14 protein-coding genes are annotated in these 16,315 nt (G+C 48.3%); all 14 read left to right on the plus strand.

Annotation, left to right across the window (positions count from 1 at the left end; translation table 11 throughout):
* The first annotated feature begins 8 nt into the window (after nucleotides 1-8).
* Entirely contained in the window at nucleotides 9-677 is a 669-nt protein-coding gene (locus ACKPCD_RS04760) for an ABC transporter ATP-binding protein (protein ID WP_321434539.1), read from the plus strand.
* Nucleotides 678-680: 3 nt separating this feature from the next.
* On the plus strand, nucleotides 681-1,334 hold the full coding sequence (locus tag ACKPCD_RS04765) for a CBS domain-containing protein (protein ID WP_321434143.1): 654 nt from the start codon (nucleotides 681-683) through the stop codon (nucleotides 1,332-1,334).
* Nucleotides 1,335-1,575: 241 nt separating this feature from the next.
* Nucleotides 1,576-2,112 (plus strand): hypothetical protein, encoded by a 537-nt coding sequence (locus ACKPCD_RS04770; RefSeq protein WP_068560885.1) that lies wholly within the window; start codon nucleotides 1,576-1,578, stop codon nucleotides 2,110-2,112.
* A 144-nt stretch (nucleotides 2,113-2,256) separates the two neighbouring features.
* Entirely contained in the window at nucleotides 2,257-3,108 is an 852-nt protein-coding gene (locus tag ACKPCD_RS04775) for a M15 family metallopeptidase (protein WP_321434144.1), read from the plus strand.
* A 37-nt stretch (nucleotides 3,109-3,145) separates the two neighbouring features.
* Nucleotides 3,146-3,766: a glycoside hydrolase family 73 protein gene (locus ACKPCD_RS04780; RefSeq protein WP_321434145.1), complete on the plus strand. Its 621-nt coding sequence runs from the start codon at nucleotides 3,146-3,148 to the stop codon at nucleotides 3,764-3,766.
* A 215-nt stretch (nucleotides 3,767-3,981) separates the two neighbouring features.
* Nucleotides 3,982-5,112, plus strand: a complete 1,131-nt coding sequence (gene purK, locus ACKPCD_RS04785) for a 5-(carboxyamino)imidazole ribonucleotide synthase (protein WP_321434146.1) — start codon at nucleotides 3,982-3,984, stop codon at nucleotides 5,110-5,112.
* Between the two features lie 43 nt (nucleotides 5,113-5,155).
* Entirely contained in the window at nucleotides 5,156-5,812 is a 657-nt protein-coding gene (locus ACKPCD_RS04790; RefSeq protein ID WP_321434147.1) for a GntR family transcriptional regulator, read from the plus strand.
* A gap of 281 nt (nucleotides 5,813-6,093) precedes the next feature.
* Nucleotides 6,094-8,376, plus strand: coding sequence for a DNA helicase PcrA (gene pcrA / locus ACKPCD_RS04795; RefSeq protein WP_370684637.1), 2,283 nt, complete (start codon nucleotides 6,094-6,096; stop codon nucleotides 8,374-8,376).
* Nucleotides 8,377-8,394: 18 nt separating this feature from the next.
* A complete protein-coding gene (gene ligA / locus ACKPCD_RS04800; RefSeq protein WP_276647128.1) occupies nucleotides 8,395-10,425 on the plus strand; it encodes an NAD-dependent DNA ligase LigA in 2,031 nt (676 codons plus the stop codon).
* Nucleotides 10,418-11,551 carry a CamS family sex pheromone protein gene (locus ACKPCD_RS04805; protein WP_083546438.1) on the plus strand — a complete coding sequence of 378 codons (1,134 nt, stop codon included), beginning with the start codon at nucleotides 10,418-10,420 and terminating at the stop codon, nucleotides 11,549-11,551. Before ligA ends, ACKPCD_RS04805 begins: the two co-directional genes overlap by 8 nt.
* Before the next feature lie 128 nt (nucleotides 11,552-11,679).
* Nucleotides 11,680-11,985: an Asp-tRNA(Asn)/Glu-tRNA(Gln) amidotransferase subunit GatC gene (gene gatC / locus ACKPCD_RS04810; protein WP_068560872.1), complete on the plus strand. Its 306-nt coding sequence runs from the start codon at nucleotides 11,680-11,682 to the stop codon at nucleotides 11,983-11,985.
* Nucleotides 11,982-13,436, plus strand: a complete 1,455-nt coding sequence (gatA, locus tag ACKPCD_RS04815; RefSeq protein WP_321434148.1) for an Asp-tRNA(Asn)/Glu-tRNA(Gln) amidotransferase subunit GatA — start codon at nucleotides 11,982-11,984, stop codon at nucleotides 13,434-13,436. The genes gatC and gatA overlap by 4 nt, the downstream gene beginning before the upstream one ends.
* Nucleotides 13,437-13,448: 12 nt before the next feature.
* Nucleotides 13,449-14,879 (plus strand): Asp-tRNA(Asn)/Glu-tRNA(Gln) amidotransferase subunit GatB, encoded by a 1,431-nt coding sequence (gene gatB / locus ACKPCD_RS04820; RefSeq protein WP_321434149.1) that lies wholly within the window; start codon nucleotides 13,449-13,451, stop codon nucleotides 14,877-14,879.
* A gap of 394 nt (nucleotides 14,880-15,273) precedes the next feature.
* Nucleotides 15,274-16,305, plus strand: a complete 1,032-nt coding sequence (locus ACKPCD_RS04825) for a diacylglycerol kinase (protein ID WP_321434150.1) — start codon at nucleotides 15,274-15,276, stop codon at nucleotides 16,303-16,305.
* Nucleotides 16,306-16,315 lie beyond the last annotated feature (10 nt).

Raw genomic sequence — 16,315 nt, forward strand, 5'->3', positions numbered from 1 at the left:
ATTATGGCATGATCCAAGCCATCAAAGATATCAGCTTTGAAGTGAATGAAGGCGAAATCGTGACGTTGATCGGAGCCAATGGAGCAGGGAAGTCCACCATTTTGCGCACGATTTCCGGGTTGGTAAAACCGTCTTCAGGCGAAATTGAATATTTGGGGAAACCGATCCATACTGTGGCGACCCGAAAAATCGTCGAACAAGGGATCGCCCAAGTTCCGGAAGGCCGCCATGTCTTCAAAGGGTTGACGGTACAGGAAAACCTTGATCTGGGAAGCTTCACCCGCAAAGACAAACAGAACCTTGCTGGTGATCTGGAAGCGGTATTCGAACGTTTCCCGATCCTGCACGAAAGAAAAAATCAGGATGCAGCCACTTTGTCCGGCGGGGAACAACAGATGCTGGCGATGGGCCGCGCTTTGATGACGAAACCGAAACTTTTGCTTTTGGATGAGCCTTCAATGGGATTAGCGCCTATTTTCATCAAGGAAATCTTCCACATCATTCAGGATATCCAGAAACAAGGCACAACGATCCTCTTGATCGAGCAAAATGCCAACGTTGCTTTGAAGATCGCGAATCGCGGGTATGTATTGGAGACGGGAAATATCGTATTGACCGGAACCGGGGAAGAATTATTAGCAAGTGACGAAGTTCAGAAAGCTTACTTAGGAGGCTAAACAATGGATGTACAAAGCTATATGTCAACGGATTTAGTAACGATTCAACCTTCAACAAAAATCATCGAAGCTTTGGATTTGATGAAAGAGCACAAGATCCACCGTCTGCCGGTCGTTCAAGGCGAGACTATCGTAGGATTGATCACGGAAGGCATCATCGAACGCAACACACCTTCCAGCATGACCAGCCTGGATATGCATGAAGTCAACTACCTGTTGAACAAAACGACAGTGTCCGACATCATGGAAAAACGCGTCGTGACCATCAACAAAGAAGCACTTTTGGAAGAAGCGGCCGTAACGATGCGCGAAAATGGCATCAGCGTTCTGCCAGTAGTTGAGCCGGGCAACCGTCTGATCGGAATCATCACCGAAAAGGATATCTTCTCTGCCTTCATCGATGTGCTGGGCTATTATACACCCGGTGTCCGAGTTGTCGTCAATATCCATGAAGACAAAAAAGGCGTCCTCGAAGACCTGACGGATATCTTCTCCGAAGAAAACATCAACATCCAACAGATCGCCACGTATCGCAAAATGGGCTTTGTCCAAGTCGTTATCCAATTGGAAAGCAAAGACGTCGAAGGCGTCCGCGCCAGACTCGAAGAACACGGCTACGAGATCGGATCCATCATCTACAAACCAGAAAGAGTATAGGATGTGATGATTCGCGTTTAGATACCCGTTCGTTGGAACAAACGACTACCGTTCAGGGTATCTGCGATTCAGAACCGTTCTAAATAGAGTCTGATGAATCCCGTTCAGCAAGCGAAACCATCCAAATAATCAAACCGCTCACTCCAACCAAAACGGAGCGAGCGTTTTTTTTCAGGCAAATCATTTCTTTTATCACGTAATAAGTGTATAATTAGAACATGAAAGATTGGAGGTTACATAAATGAATAATGCACTAATAACAATTGTCTTGTATACGATAAAAGAGCAATATGTCAGTGAAAAAGCTTTTTATGCCAATCAACTAGGGATCTCGCCGCAAAGCTGGGATCGCTGGAAAAAAGGAGAGCATGGTTTAAAACCCGAGAACATGCAGATCATTTCCAAATTGTTTACCGATTACGAATGGATGCTTGTCCAGAAAGTTTGCCGCAATGCCGAAATTCTTCCTGAGGTGGCAGAGAACCCTGTAAGAGAATATCAATTCCTGAAGTATCAAGTCGCCAAAAAGTGGATAGCGACGGATTTGGCCGACTTCAAATGGTACACCACCGATGAAACCGTCCATGATTCAGAAATCCATAAACCGGCAATCACGACACTCCGACTCGAGTGCAACTATGATTTCTGGAGCTACAAAGATATCATCGATCTACGCTTGCCCAGCATCATCCGTCATCAGATCGATTCGAAAAAGATCAATCTGCTTGAATGGTTCAATGAAAATACACCGGATACCATCCCAAAAATTACAGAATAAGTTAAATATAAACCAGAGAGCCGAGATGAAACTATCTTGGCTTTTCGTATGGATTCTAACCCGGGCTTACTTTTGGGTGTGGATTGGCGGCGAGTTGTGCTAAAATAGGCATAGCAAAAAATATAGACCAGAAGAGGTAAAAAGATGGAACCGAAAAAAAAATACTCCCATACGCCTGAGCGGTACGCACAAAGACGGCGTTTCCTAGCGGGACTCTTGCTGGCGATGCTCTTTTTCACAGGATGCACAACTGATGACGATGAACCGTCAAACAGTCAGCAGTACTCGAAAATAAGCGCCCATTCCGAAGAATCACAAGACTCTTCCTCAGCCATAGTTGCTGAATCGGAGTCCAAAGTGATCGTGACACCAGCAGCTTCCTCAGCCGATTGGAATCTGGTATTGGTGAACCGAGAAAATCAGCTTGCTGAAGAAATTGTGATGGAGCTGTATCTGACCGAGAGCGGTTATCAGATCGACAGCAGGATACAAGAGCCTTATCTGCAACTGATGGAAGCCGGGAAAGCTGCGGGTATGGATTTCACGATGATTTCAGGTTATCGCTCCATCGAGCAACAGCAAACAAACTATGACGTCAATTATCAGAATTATCTAGCTTCGGGCTTGTCGGAAGAAGAAGCACGCACGAAAACAGAGGAATATATCGCCTTGCCGAATGCCAGTGAACATATAACCGGACTTGCAGTAGACATCACGTCGACCGCCTTGGCCAATCAAGAAGGCAATTCAGGATTATTTCCGGATCTGGAGAATTATCCTGAGGGACTGTGGCTGAAAGAAAATGCACCCAAATTTGGTTTTGTGTTGCGTTATCCAAAGGAAAAAGAAGCCATAACCGGCATCAATTTTGAACCTTGGCACTTTCGCTATGTAGGCATCGAAAACGCCATGTACATGACCGAAAAAAATCTGACATTGGAAGAATACATAGCGATCCTGAAGCAAAACGAAGCACTGGGCAACAACAATCAATAGCAGCTAAAGCAACCCAAACAAACAGACGGAGGAACATATGGTACGAAAGAGGAAGCGGACTCGAAAACAACCGCAATCTGCACCCGCTAAAGCCGTCAAGATATTATTTTTTCTGCTGATCAGTTTTATGGCCAGCCTGTCGCTGATCGGCGATTTTTCCCCAATCGTTCCCGAAATCCCGCAGTACGGCAATAATCAGGGGTCCGACTTCATCGCTGATATCGCCCCTGCCGCACAGCAGATGCAAGCGAATTACGGTGTCCACGCCAGCATCAGCATCGCTCAGGCGATCCTTGAATCGGATTGGGGAGAGAGCGACCTGTCCGCTGTCTACAACAATCTGTACGGCATGAAGGGAGATAACCCGGAAAACACGGTCCGCTTGATGACCAGTGAGTACTACAACGGCGAGTGGGTCACCATCCAAGCGAACTTCAGGGTATACGGCAGCTGGGCGGAATCGGTCCAGGACCACGCGTTGCTGTTCGTCAACGGTACCACTTGGGATCCAGATCAATACGCTCCTGTTCTGCAGGCAGCCACTTACCAGGAAGCGGCCCAGGCTCTCCAGGATTGCGGTTATGCGACTGATCCGGATTATGCCGAAAAATTGATAGCGGTCATCGAACAGCATGCGCTTTATGAATATGATATTTGAAGGATGAAAACAGAAACGCGCGGACAGGCTGGACTCTTTTGAAGAGGCAGCCTTTATCCGTGCGTTTTTTGCGCCATGTGCCCGAAATTTCTACGAAAATTCGACAAGCAGACAGTTTTTGGATGGCGACATTCGTCGAATATAGTGATAAAATGGTTTGGTAAAGACTTTTTTAGCGAATTTTAATGAAAAATCCAAGAGAGTAGTGTGATCACATGCCGAATCAAATTTTACCCGGGAAAACAATCGGTATTATTGGCGGAGGACACGTCGCCCGTATGATTGCTTTGGAAGCCAAAAAATTGGGCTACCAAATAGGCATCTTGGACGCCGATGTTGCCTGTCCAGCGGGGCAAATAGCGGATTGGCAGATAACCAAGAAATATACAGATTTCGATGCGCTGACGGATCTCGCTGCGAAATCGGATGTCCTGACTTTTGAGTCGGAAGCCGTAGATACGATGTTGTTGACGCAAATCAATCCTTATATCTCTATACCGCAGGATCCGGACAGCCTTTCGATCACCCAAGACCGGTTAATCGAAAAAGCGTTTCTGGAATCCTTGAACATCAACGTGACGCCTTACGCGACGATAACCGCCATCGAAGATATGGAAGAAGCGGTCAAGAGCATCGGCTTTCCGTGTGTGCTGAAGCCGCTCCGAATTGAAATGGCCACACCGGTACAGCATCTTTTGTACAGTGAGGAGGACTTTGAAAGGGCGGCAGCCTTGCTGAAAAAAGGGACGTGCATTTTGGAGGCATGGATCCCATTCGAGATGGAACTGGCCATCACAGTCGCACAGGACGCGAACAATGTGTTCACGTCATTCCCTGTCACGGAAACAATCTACCGGGAGCAAAAACTGGTGAAGACCATCACGCCTGCACGCGTAGGCGGAAATATTCAGAAAGAGCTGGAGCATATCGGCAAGCTGGCTGCGAAGGCCATGAATCTGACCGGAATTTTGACGATCGAGACATTCATGACTTCATCAGGAACGCTGTATGTGAACCGTTTGGTCGTCCGCCCGCACCATTCGTGCAATTATTCGCTGGATGGCTGCAGCATCTCTCAATATGAAGTCCTGGTCCGCTGCATCTGCGGCCTGCCCATTCCGGAAATCCAGCTGTACGATACTAGCGTGACGTTCAATATCATGGAAGAAAAACTTGATGAAGCGCTGATTCTCTTGCTGACCAAACCGGATTGGCATTTCCATTTTTATGGAAAAAAAGAACACCGCGCGAAACGGAAAATGGGACACGTCACCTTATTGGGTGACAGCCCGGATACCCTCATCAACGAACTGGAAGAAAACGGCTTGTTAGAATCTGCAGAGTAACGGGAACGGTGTCCGCGCTTTGATATGAAGGAAGGGTATAGCGATGGAGGATAGACTATTCAATAAAGCATATGACTATATTAAAGACAAAATCGACAGCACCAGCTGGCCGCCGGGAACCAAAATAACTGAACAACTCATATCGGAAGCCTTGTTCATGAGCCGGACTCCGATTCGTACCGCGCTGCTGTTGTTGGAGGAAGAAGGCCTGGTGAAATCGATTCCCTACAAAGGCTATATCGTGGCTGAGAAGAAAATTTCAAACGAGGGTTTGCTGGAACGCCTGGAACTGATTGCTGGCCTGATCATGAACTACCTGCAGTATCTGAAAGAAAACGACATCGCTTTGGATTATCAGCTTTTTGAAACAATCCTCGAAAAACAAACGGAGTACCTCGACTATCGGGATGCGACCGGCTACTTCAAGAATGAGTACAGGATTTTTGAAACGTTCATCGCTCCTAGCGAAAATCAGTTCCTGAAGAAAGTGATCATGACGACGGCCCGTGACATCCATAGCACTTATTCCGACAACACTGATCTGATGGATGAAGAACGTTACCAAAGCGAAGCGCAGTTACTCGAGTTATACAAGGAAATAGCTGTTTGTATGCGCGACAAGGATTACGAGAAGATGGGGGAATACCTCCTCTTCTTCTTCGAAACCTTGAAGGACTCCAATGATAGCTTGGCGCAGTAGACTGACTAAAAAGAAAGTCCTGCCGCTGAATCAACTAAACGATTCAGCGGCAGGACCTTTTTGTTGGACGGCATAATAGGGAAAATGAACCTGAACCGCATCAAGGGGAACAAGGGGTAAAAACTATTTAAAATATCCGGGGATTCATTGATAGCCACGCTCTAAAATGATAGACTAAACCATGATGCAAATCAGAAACTATAAGGCTGCATCATCGCCTTGTAGCTATCAAAATAGAACATACCCATACACACTCTGAAACAAAGGCAACAAAAGAAAGGATGGCAAATGTGCAACAAAAACACGACCTCATCAAAGGAATGAATCCAAGGCAAGCAGAAGCCGTTTTGGCGACAGAAGGCCCACTATTGATCATGGCGGGGGCAGGCAGCGGCAAAACACGCGTGCTGACCCACCGCATGGCCTATCTACTGGAAGAAAAATCGGTAAACCCTTGGAACATCTTAGCCATCACCTTTACGAACAAAGCGGCAAAAGAAATGAAAGAGCGGGTTATCCGCTTGGTCGGAACGGTCGGGAACGACATGTGGGTATCCACTTTCCACTCCATGTGCGTACGGATCCTCAGAAGAGAGAGCGAACAGCTCGGCTATGCGCGCTCCTTCACGATCTGCGACCAGAGCGAAACCGAAACATTGATGAAACGCATCATCCGCGAAAAGAATCTGGATGCCAAAAAATTCGATCATCGTATGATTTTGGGACGGATCAGCCAAGCGAAAAACGAACTGCAGACACCGAAGGAATTCGGCGATCTGGCCGGCGGATACATCGATAATATCGTCTACGAATGCTACAAAGATTACCAAAAAGCGCTCGAAAACAGCCAATCAATGGATTTTGACGACCTGATCATGCTGACGGTCAAACTGTTCCAGGAATATCCAGAAACGTTGTCCTACTACCAAAATAAATTCCATTACATCCATGTGGACGAATACCAGGATACCAACTACGCCCAATACCAATTGGTGCAGCTGTTGGCCAACAAATTCAAAAACATCTGCGTCGTCGGCGATGCGGACCAAAGCATCTACGGTTGGCGCGGTGCTGACATGGAGAACATCCTCAACTTCGAAAAGGATTATCCGGATGCAAAAGTGGTCTTGCTGGAGCAGAACTATCGCTCCACCAAAAAAATCTTGCGTGCAGCCAATGATGTGATCCAAAACAACGTCAATCGGAAAGAAAAAGAGTTGTGGACTGATAATCCGGACGGCGAGAATATCGTTTACTACCGTGGCCAATCCGAACATGACGAAGCGCGCTACGTCATCTCGAAGATGCAACAGGAAGTCCGCGAAAACAAACGCCAGTACGGCGATTTCGCAGTGCTCTACCGGACGAACGCCCAGTCGCGTGTCATCGAGGAGAATCTCCTGAAGTCGAATATCCCTTACAAGATGGTTGGCGGACGCAAGTTCTACGACCGCAAAGAGATCAAAGACATCTTGGCTTATCTGCGCTTGATCGTGAATCCGTCCGATGATTTGAGCTTCGGCCGGATTGTGAATGTGCCGAAACGCGGCATCGGTGACGCGAGTGTCGAAAAACTGCGTGAATTCGCCAATATGCATGACCTGACCTTATTGCAGGCTGCCCATGATGTGGCAATGTCCAGCGTATCCGGAAAAGCTGCGAAGGAATTGAAGAAATTCGCGACTATTATGGATAATCTGCATAAAATGCAGGAATTCCTGCCGATCACAGAATTGGTCCAGGAGTTGCTTTCCCAGACGACTTATCTGGAAGCCCTCGAAATGGAGAAGACGCTTGAGTCGGAAGCCCGGATCGAAAACATCAACGAATTCCTGTCGGTAACCCAGGAGTTCGATAAAATGAATCCAGAAGACTTTGATCTGACCTCCTTCCTGACCGATTTGGCGCTGGTTTCCGATTTGGATCAGATCGAGGAAGAACCGCAGAGCGAAGTGACGCTGATGACGATGCACGCAGCCAAAGGATTGGAATTCCCGATCGTCTTCATCATCGGGATGGAAGACGGCATTTTCCCATCGTCCCGCTCCTTCATGGATGAGGACCAGATGGAGGAAGAACGGCGCCTGGCCTATGTCGGCATCACACGGGCGGAGCAAAGACTGTTCCTGACGAATGCCTATTCCCGCATGCTTTATGGACGTACGATGTCCAATCCGGCATCGCGCTTCCTTGATGAATTGGACGGTTCCGTTCTGGACCGCGAGGACAGCTCAGGATCCATGACAAACTCATTTTCATCAAAACCGGCAAGCTCTGGCGGTCGTTGGAAAACAGCAAGCGATACCCGCCAAGAGAAAGCCTTCAGTCAGCCGTTTTCGGCCGGATCGCGTGAAAAAACGACGCAGTCCGTCAAGCAGACCGGAACAAGTGGTGCGGCCAGCCTAGGTTGGGCTGTGGGCGACAAAGCCAGCCACAAAAAATGGGGCACAGGCATTGTCGTTCAGACAAGCGGGGAAGGCGATGGATTGACGTTGGATATTGCCTTCAAGAACATCGGCATCAAGCGCTTGTTGGCATCTTTTGCACCGATCGAAAAAGAATAATTTAGGAGGGGATCATTCATGGCGAAAGAAAGTCTGACCGAAGCCCAAGAGCGCATCGAGACGTTGAAGACGCTCCTCAACCGCTACAGTTACGAGTATTATGTACTGGACAAACCCAGTATTTCAGATAAAGAATACGACCAGCAGTATCAAGAACTGGAAAAATTGGAAAAAGCCCATCCTGAGCTGATCACCACGGACTCACCGACGCAACGCATCGGCGGGACCATCCTGCCCGGCTTCACCAAAGTCCAGCATGATTCACCGATGCTGAGCTTAGGGAATGCCTTCAATCAGGAGGACTTGCTGCAATTCCATCAACGCATCAGCAAATTGACCGATCAGCCTTTGCAGTACATGTGCGAGCTGAAAATCGACGGTTTAGCCGTGTCTTTGAAATACGAAAACGGCCTGTTTGTCCAAGGCGCGACGCGAGGTGACGGAAATATCGGCGAAGACATCACGCAGAACTTGCGGACGGTCAAAGCCATTCCATTGCGTCTGAATGAACCGCTGACTTTCGAAGTCCGCGGCGAATGCTACATGCCGAAAGCGTCCTTCGTCCAATTGAACGCGGATCGTGATGAGAAAGGCTTGGAGATTTTTGCGAATCCGCGCAATGCCGCTGCCGGCAGTCTGCGCCAACTGGACGCGAGTATTGCGGCCAGCCGCAACCTGAATATCTATCTGTACAACGCAACCAATTTCGAACAATTGGCTGTGGAGACACAGGACGCGTTATTGAACCGATTGGCGCAGGTCGGTTTGCGGACCAATCCGGAACGCCGACTCTTTGATTCGATCGAAGAAGTCTGGGCATTCACGGAAGAAATCGCAGCAAAAAGGAAAGATTTGCCTTACGAAATCGACGGCATCGTCATCAAAGTCAATGCTTTTTCTGCCCAAGAGGAAATCGGTTATACGGTTAAAGCGCCGCGGTGGGCGATCGCCTACAAATTCAAAGCAGAAGAAGCCGAAACGATCGTGCGCGACATCGAGTGGACAGTCGGCCGTACCGGTGTCGTGACACCGACTGCCGTAATGGATCCGGTATTCTTGGCCGGTTCCACCGTGCAACGCGCCAGCCTGCATAACGTCGATCTCGTCCGCGAGAAGGATGTGCGCATCGGCGACACGGTCGTGATCCACAAGGCCGGCGACATCATTCCGGAAATCCAGCATGTCCTTATCGACCGCAGAGGTCCGGAAAGTGAAGCTTATGTCATTCCCGAAACGTGCCCGGCCTGCGCAAGCCAGTTGGTGCATCTGGAGGACGAAGTAGCTCTGCGCTGCATCAATCCGAAGTGCCCTGCCCAGATCAAAGAGGGCCTGTCTCACTTCGTTTCGCGCAATGCCATGAACATCAGCGGTCTGGGCGTTCGCGTCGTCAGCCAGATGTTCGAAAAAGGGCTCGTCAAGGATGTAGCCGACCTGTATAAACTGACGGAAGAAGACCTTTACCAATTGGATAAAATCAAAGAAAAGTCCGCCAACAATATTGTGACGGCCATCGATCAGAGCCGCGGGAACTCTTTTGAACGCCTGCTGTTCGGCTTGGGCATCCGTCATGTCGGAGCCAAAGCGGCAGCCAGCCTGGCAGCGGAATTCGAAACCATCGATCGGCTGATGCAGGCGACAAAAGAAGAAATCATGGCCGTCGAAGGCATGGGTGATATCATCGCGGATAGTGTTGTGGCCTATTTCCAACTGCCTGAAGTGAAGGACCTGATTGAAGAATTCCGAGCGAACGGCGTGAATCTGACCTATCTCGGCAAGAAAAAGGCTGAGGTGGCTGCTGTCGATTCCATCTGGAACGGCAAAACGGTTGTATTGACGGGCAAACTGACGCACTATAACCGAACCGAAGCGACGGAAATGATCGAGGCTCTCGGTGGAAAAGTGACCGGCAGTGTCTCCAAAAAGACCGACTGGATCGTGGCCGGAGAAGAAGCAGGAAGCAAATTGGCAAAAGCCCAAAGTCTGGGCATCCCCGTCTGGACAGAAGAAGACATGGTGAAAAACTTGGAAAGAAGTGACAGCAGTGAATAAAGCGAAAAGCGTCATCCTTATGACTGTCTCCGGAGCAGCGATGTTCCTGTTGGCCAGTTGCGGACAGCTATCAGAGACGCAAACGACGGAGAACACAACCAATACCGGACCCGAAAAAGTGACTGTCCAAACGACACAAAATCAGTTGTCGACCGATTATTATCCGGCCTTGATCGTGGACGGCAAATACCAATTCAGCCAGAATCGTGGCGTCAGCCTCTCGCTGAACTCGACAGCCAACATCAAAGACTTTGAGGCGGATCTGTTGGATGTAGCGAAAAATGTTTTCCCGACTGACCAATACTTTTTTCAAGAAGGCCAAGTCATCGATTATGATACGACAAGGTTATGGTTGGGGCGTTACAGCGACTCCAATCCGGACGGTTTGAATCCGACCGATAACGGCAGCACCGATGCGGCCACCAGAGAGCCGATCTATCTGGAGCAAATTTTGGAACAGGATTATATGATCCAGAATGAAAATGGCTTTGAGTTGGCCGGAATGGCCATCGGATTGGCGATGAATTCGGTCGACTATTACAAAGTGAATGATGTGCCGATGGAACAAGCTATTTCCCGCGATAAACTGGAAGAACAGGCAAAAGCTTATGCAAATACAATCATTACCCGTTTGCGCCAGACAGAGGGATTGGAAAGCATTCCGATCGTCATCGGCATATATGAGCAATCAGCGCAAGACAGCCCGGTCGGCGGCTCTTATCTGTTCGAAGGCGTCTCCACGGAAGGGTCTGCGATCGGTGAATGGATCACCCGCAATGAAAGCAAAGTGGTTTTCCCGTTGCAAAGCGGAACGCAGACGGAAGAGTCTTCCAACTTTGACAACTTCAAGAATGAAGTACAGGATTTCTTCCCGAACCTGAACGGAATCGTCGGTGAAGGCAAGTACGTCGATGGACAACTGATGTCGCTCGAAATCGACATCACGACTCAGTTCTATGGGGAAACGGAAATCATCGCCTTCACCCAACACGTAACCGATGCAGCAGGACGGTTCCTGCCCCAAAACATTCCCGTTGAGATCACGATTGAATCGATCAACGGCATCGAATCGTTCCTGACAAGAGAAAACGACAGCCAGGGCTTCAGTTACCATATCTTCGATTAGGTAACGGTTTCCTTAATAAAGGGCTGGAAACGTGAGAAAACTCCCACAAACCGATGATTTTTATGCTAAAATGAACAGGTATGTAAAAAAACGAAACCTACACAAAACGACAGAAAGAAGGGTATTACATGGCAATCACTGAAGAGCAAGTGCGTCACGTAGCAAAACTGGCCAAGCTGGAATTCGCTCCTCACGAAATTAAACATTTTACAGAACAATTGGGCGACATCATCGACATGGTGGAACAATTGGAAGCAGTCGATACAACCGATGTACCCGTGACTTCCCATGGCTATGCATTGAAGAATGTCATGCGTGAAGATGTAGCGGAACCAGGAATGGATCGCGACCTCTTATTCAAAAACGTCAAGACAGCCGAAGACGGCATGATCCAAGTGCCCGCAATTTTAGATAACGAGGTGGAAGGCGCATGAGTATTTTCAATGAAACGCTAACGAGCCTGCATGAAGGTTTAGTCAACAAAGAATTTTCTTCCGTGGAACTGACACAAGCAGCCTTTAAACGCATCGCTGAAACAGACGGAAAAGTGGAAGCATTCTTGGCTTTGAACGAAGAAGGCGCCTTGAAACAAGCGCAAGCGGCTGACGAAAAAGGCTACGCAGACGGCAATGTCCTGAACGGTATTCCTTTAGGGATCAAAGACAACATCGTCACAGAAGGCGTGACAACGACAGCGGCGAGCCGCATGTTGGGCGACTTTATGCCGATCTATGACGCAACCGTCGTCACAAAATTGAAGGAAGCCGGCGCAGTCAACGTCGGAAAACTGAACATGGACGAATTTGCCATGGGCGGAAGTACGGAAAACTCCTACTACAAAAAAACCAAAAATGCTTGGGATCTGACGAAAGTTCCCGGCGGTTCATCCGGTGGTTCTGCTGCTGCGGTTGCCAGCGGTGAAGTTGTCGCTTCCTTGGGTTCTGATACAGGTGGAAGTATTCGCCAACCTGCTGCTTTCAATGGTATCGTCGGCATGAAACCGACATACGGACGCGTATCCCGTTACGGTTTGATCGCTTTTGCGTCCAGCCTTGACCAAATCGGTCCGATGACGCGCAACGTAACCGACAACGCCTTGTTGTTGGAAGCAATCAGCGGCTATGATAAGAGAGACTCCACGAGCTTAAATATGGAAGTGCCGAAATTCAGCGCGAACCTGAACGGAAAAGTTGCGGGCATGAAAATCGCATTGCCTAAAGAATATTTCCAAGATGGCGTATCCGCTGAAATCCAAGAGGCTGTCAGAAAAGCAGCTGCTCAATTCGAAGAAATGGGCGCTACCGTAGAAGAAGTCAGCATGCCGACTTTGGCTTATGGAATCCCGGCTTACTACATCATCGCTTCATCAGAAGCTTCATCCAACCTGCAACGTTTTGACGGAGTGCGTTACGGCTACCGTGCAGAAAATGTGAATTCGTTGGAAGAATTGTACATCAAGAGCCGTTCCGAAGGTTTCGGGATGGAAGTGAAACGCCGCATCATGTTGGGATCCTTCTCATTGAGTGCCGGTTTCTATGATGCTTACTTCAAAAAGGCTGGTCAGGTCCGCACGCTGATCAAACGCGATTTTGCGAACATCTTCGCAGGCTACGATCTGATTCTGGGACCTACCACTACAACGACTGCTTTCGGAATCGGCGAAAAGAACGACGATCCATTGGCTATGTACATGGACGACTTGTTGACCGTAACGATCAACTTGGCGGGCGTTCCGGCCATTTCCGTTCCTGGCGGTTTCTCGGCTGACGGCATGCCGATCGGTATCCAATTGATCGGTAACTACTTCGAAGAAGCGAAGATCTATCAAGCCGCTTTTGCCTTGGAACAAGCGAACGACTATCTTGACCAACACCCAAACCTGTAGGAGGAAAACATTATGAATTATGAAACAGTCATCGGACTGGAAGTCCATGTAGAATTGAAAACTGAATCAAAAATGTTCTCCCCATCTCCAGCACACTTTGGGGCAGAACCGAACACAAACACAAACGTCATCGACTGGGGTTATCCAGGCGTCTTGCCGGTCATCAACAAAGGCGCAGTCGAATTCTGCATGAAGGCCGCATTGGCTTTGAACTGTGAAATCTCTACTGAAACACACTTCGACCGCAAAAACTACTTCTATCCGGACAATCCGAAAGCGTACCAAATTTCGCAATTGGACAATCCGATCGGCCATGACGGCTGGGTCGAAATCGAAGTGGAAGGCGTCAAGAAAAAAATCCGCATCGAGCGCGTCCATCTTGAAGAAGATGCAGGCAAAAACATGCACGGATCGGATGGTTATTCCTACGTCGACTTGAACCGTCAAGGAACACCACTGATCGAAATCGTATCGGAAGCGGATATGCGCTCTCCGGAAGAGGCTTATGCCTATCTGGATGCGGTACGTCAAATCATCATGTACACAGATGTATCCGACGTGAAGATGGAAGAAGGATCCATGCGTTGCGATGCCAACATCTCCATCCGCCCATTCGGCCAAGAAAAATTTGGTACCAAAACAGAATTGAAGAACTTGAACTCCTTCAACTTCGTCCGCAGAGGATTGGCTCACGAAGAAAAACGCCAAGCGCAAGTATTGAACGCTGGCGGCATCATCCAACAAGAAACACGCCGTTTCGATGAAACAACCGGCGAAACGATCTTGATGCGCGTCAAGGAAGGCGAAAGCGACTACCGTTACTTCCCGGAACCGGATCTGCCAGGCTTGACCATCTCCCAAGAATGGATCGACCGCGTAAAAGCCAGCATTCCGGAAATGCCTGCAAAACGCCGCGAAAGATACATTTCGGAATACGATTTGCCTGAATACGATGCAATGGTATTGACGCTTTCGAAAGAAATGTCCGACTTCTTCGAAGGTACCATCGCTGCTGGTGCCGATGCCAAATTGGCTTCCAACTGGTTGATGGGCGAAGTTTCCGCGTACCTGAACAGCGAAAAAGTGGAACTGGCCGAAACGAAACTGACGCCAGCAAACCTTGCCGGCATGATCACATTGATCGAAGACGGAACCATCAGTACGAAAATCGCCAAGAAAGTCTTCCGCCTGTTGGCAACAAAAGGCGGCGATGCCAAATCCGTTGTAGAAGCAGAAGGTCTGATCCAAATGAGCGATCCAGCCCAATTGTTGCCGATCATCAACGCTGTTTTGGACAACAGCCAACAATCCGTTGACGACTTCAAAGCTGGAAAAGACCGCGCCAAAGGCTTCCTGGTAGGCCAAATCATGAAACAAACCAAAGGTCAAGCCAACCCAGGCATGGTCAACCAACTACTAGCGCAGGAATTAGAAAAAAGATAGGATACGATGAATTGCGGGTAGGGGGCGAGCACTAAGAGGACATTACGAGAACGGCCGCTTTTTGGCCGTGACGTAATGTCAGCTTAGGCACTCAAACGTCACAGTACGACGTTTGAGGTCTTTGGCAATCTTTGTACCAAGAGAATTGATGCTCATGATTCTCGGGATTCAGAACGCGTCTGCGTTGCACACATTCCAGCCAACTTCCTTCGGGAGGTTGGCTTTTTTTCTGAAATAATAAAATCAAAAAAAACCGCAATAAACCTATCTTTTCCCTATTTAGCAATTAGTATAATTCTGATTTTGGTGATATAATCAGTAATTGAACGGTTTAGTAAATAAAAGATAACTTGTGACCTGTATAATAGATGAGCTTAGAAAGATGAGGAAACGAATGAGAGCAAGAGTAATTTACAATCCTACTTCCGGAAGAGAAATGCTGAAAAAAAGCATGATTGATATCCTTCAAATATTGGAAGAAGCAGGCTATGAAGCCAGTGCTTATGCCACGACACCAGAACCCCTTTCTGCTACAAAAGAAGCGGAGCGTGCTGCTTTGGCCGGTTTCGATCTAATCGTTGCAGCAGGTGGTGATGGTACCGTAAACGAGGTTATCAATGGCATCGCCGGATTGGACAACAGACCAACAGTCGGCATCATACCTGCGGGGACCACAAATGACTATGCCCGTGCTTTGAAGATTCCGCGCTCAAATATGTTGGATGCAGCCCGCGTCATCGCGGCGGGTAATGTCATACCGATGGATATTGGTCAATCGAATGATACTTATTTTATAAATATCGCAGCAGGCGGCTATCTGACGGATTTGACCTACGACGTCCCGGCAAAACTGAAAACCATTTTCGGCTACCTTGCCTACTTAGTGAAAGGTGCTGAAAAAATTCCCCAGCTCAAACCAATGCACATGCGCATCGAGTATGAAGACGGCGTCTACGACGGCATGGCTTCGATGTTTTTTGTGGCTTTGACCAATTCGGTGGGAGGTTTTGAAACGATTGATCCGAACATCGTTTTGGGTGACGGTAAGTTCACTCTGTTTATCGTAAAGACTGCTAATATTTTTGAAATCCTGCAACTGTTGGCCCAAGTATTGAACGGGGGTAGACATCTGGAAAATTCGAATGTCCTTTACACACACACCAGCTTTGTCAAAGCAGAATCTAAGGACGGATCCCGTTTGATGATCAACTTGGATGGGGAGTACGGCGGGGATGCACCTACCACATTCACGAATCACCAACAGCACATCAAAATAATCGGGAATACTTCCGATTACGCCGATCCGATCGAAGAAGTCGATGAAGACATTCTTGCAGGCGCCGGCACTGGCTTCATGAAAGAAGTTGAAACCCTGCATCCGGATGAAGTGAACGACAAACGCTTGCCTTACGACGGCAAGAATTAAAAATGAGAAT

The sequence above is a fragment of the Trichococcus flocculiformis genome (assembly GCF_963662535.1).
GTDB classification, from domain to species: Bacteria; Bacillota; Bacilli; order Lactobacillales; family Aerococcaceae; genus Trichococcus; species Trichococcus flocculiformis.

Excerpts from the sequence above, each read along its gene's own strand:
- ACKPCD_RS04760 (WP_321434539.1), top strand. The coding sequence starts at position 9 with ATGATCCAAGCCATCAAAGATATCAGCTTTGAAGTGAATGAAGGCGAA.
- ACKPCD_RS04765 (WP_321434143.1), top strand. The coding sequence starts at position 681 with ATGGATGTACAAAGCTATATGTCAACGGATTTAGTAACGATTCAACCT.
- ACKPCD_RS04770 (WP_068560885.1), top strand. The coding sequence starts at position 1,576 with ATGAATAATGCACTAATAACAATTGTCTTGTATACGATAAAAGAGCAA.
- ACKPCD_RS04775 (WP_321434144.1), top strand. The coding sequence starts at position 2,257 with ATGGAACCGAAAAAAAAATACTCCCATACGCCTGAGCGGTACGCACAA.
- ACKPCD_RS04780 (WP_321434145.1), top strand. The coding sequence starts at position 3,146 with ATGGTACGAAAGAGGAAGCGGACTCGAAAACAACCGCAATCTGCACCC.
- purK (WP_321434146.1), top strand. The coding sequence starts at position 3,982 with ATGCCGAATCAAATTTTACCCGGGAAAACAATCGGTATTATTGGCGGA.
- ACKPCD_RS04790 (WP_321434147.1), top strand. The coding sequence starts at position 5,156 with ATGGAGGATAGACTATTCAATAAAGCATATGACTATATTAAAGACAAA.
- pcrA (WP_370684637.1), top strand. The coding sequence starts at position 6,094 with ATGGCAAATGTGCAACAAAAACACGACCTCATCAAAGGAATGAATCCA.
- ligA (WP_276647128.1), top strand. The coding sequence starts at position 8,395 with ATGGCGAAAGAAAGTCTGACCGAAGCCCAAGAGCGCATCGAGACGTTG.
- gatC (WP_068560872.1), top strand. The coding sequence starts at position 11,680 with ATGGCAATCACTGAAGAGCAAGTGCGTCACGTAGCAAAACTGGCCAAG.
- gatA (WP_321434148.1), top strand. The coding sequence starts at position 11,982 with ATGAGTATTTTCAATGAAACGCTAACGAGCCTGCATGAAGGTTTAGTC.
- gatB (WP_321434149.1), top strand. The coding sequence starts at position 13,449 with ATGAATTATGAAACAGTCATCGGACTGGAAGTCCATGTAGAATTGAAA.
- ACKPCD_RS04825 (WP_321434150.1), top strand. The coding sequence starts at position 15,274 with ATGAGAGCAAGAGTAATTTACAATCCTACTTCCGGAAGAGAAATGCTG.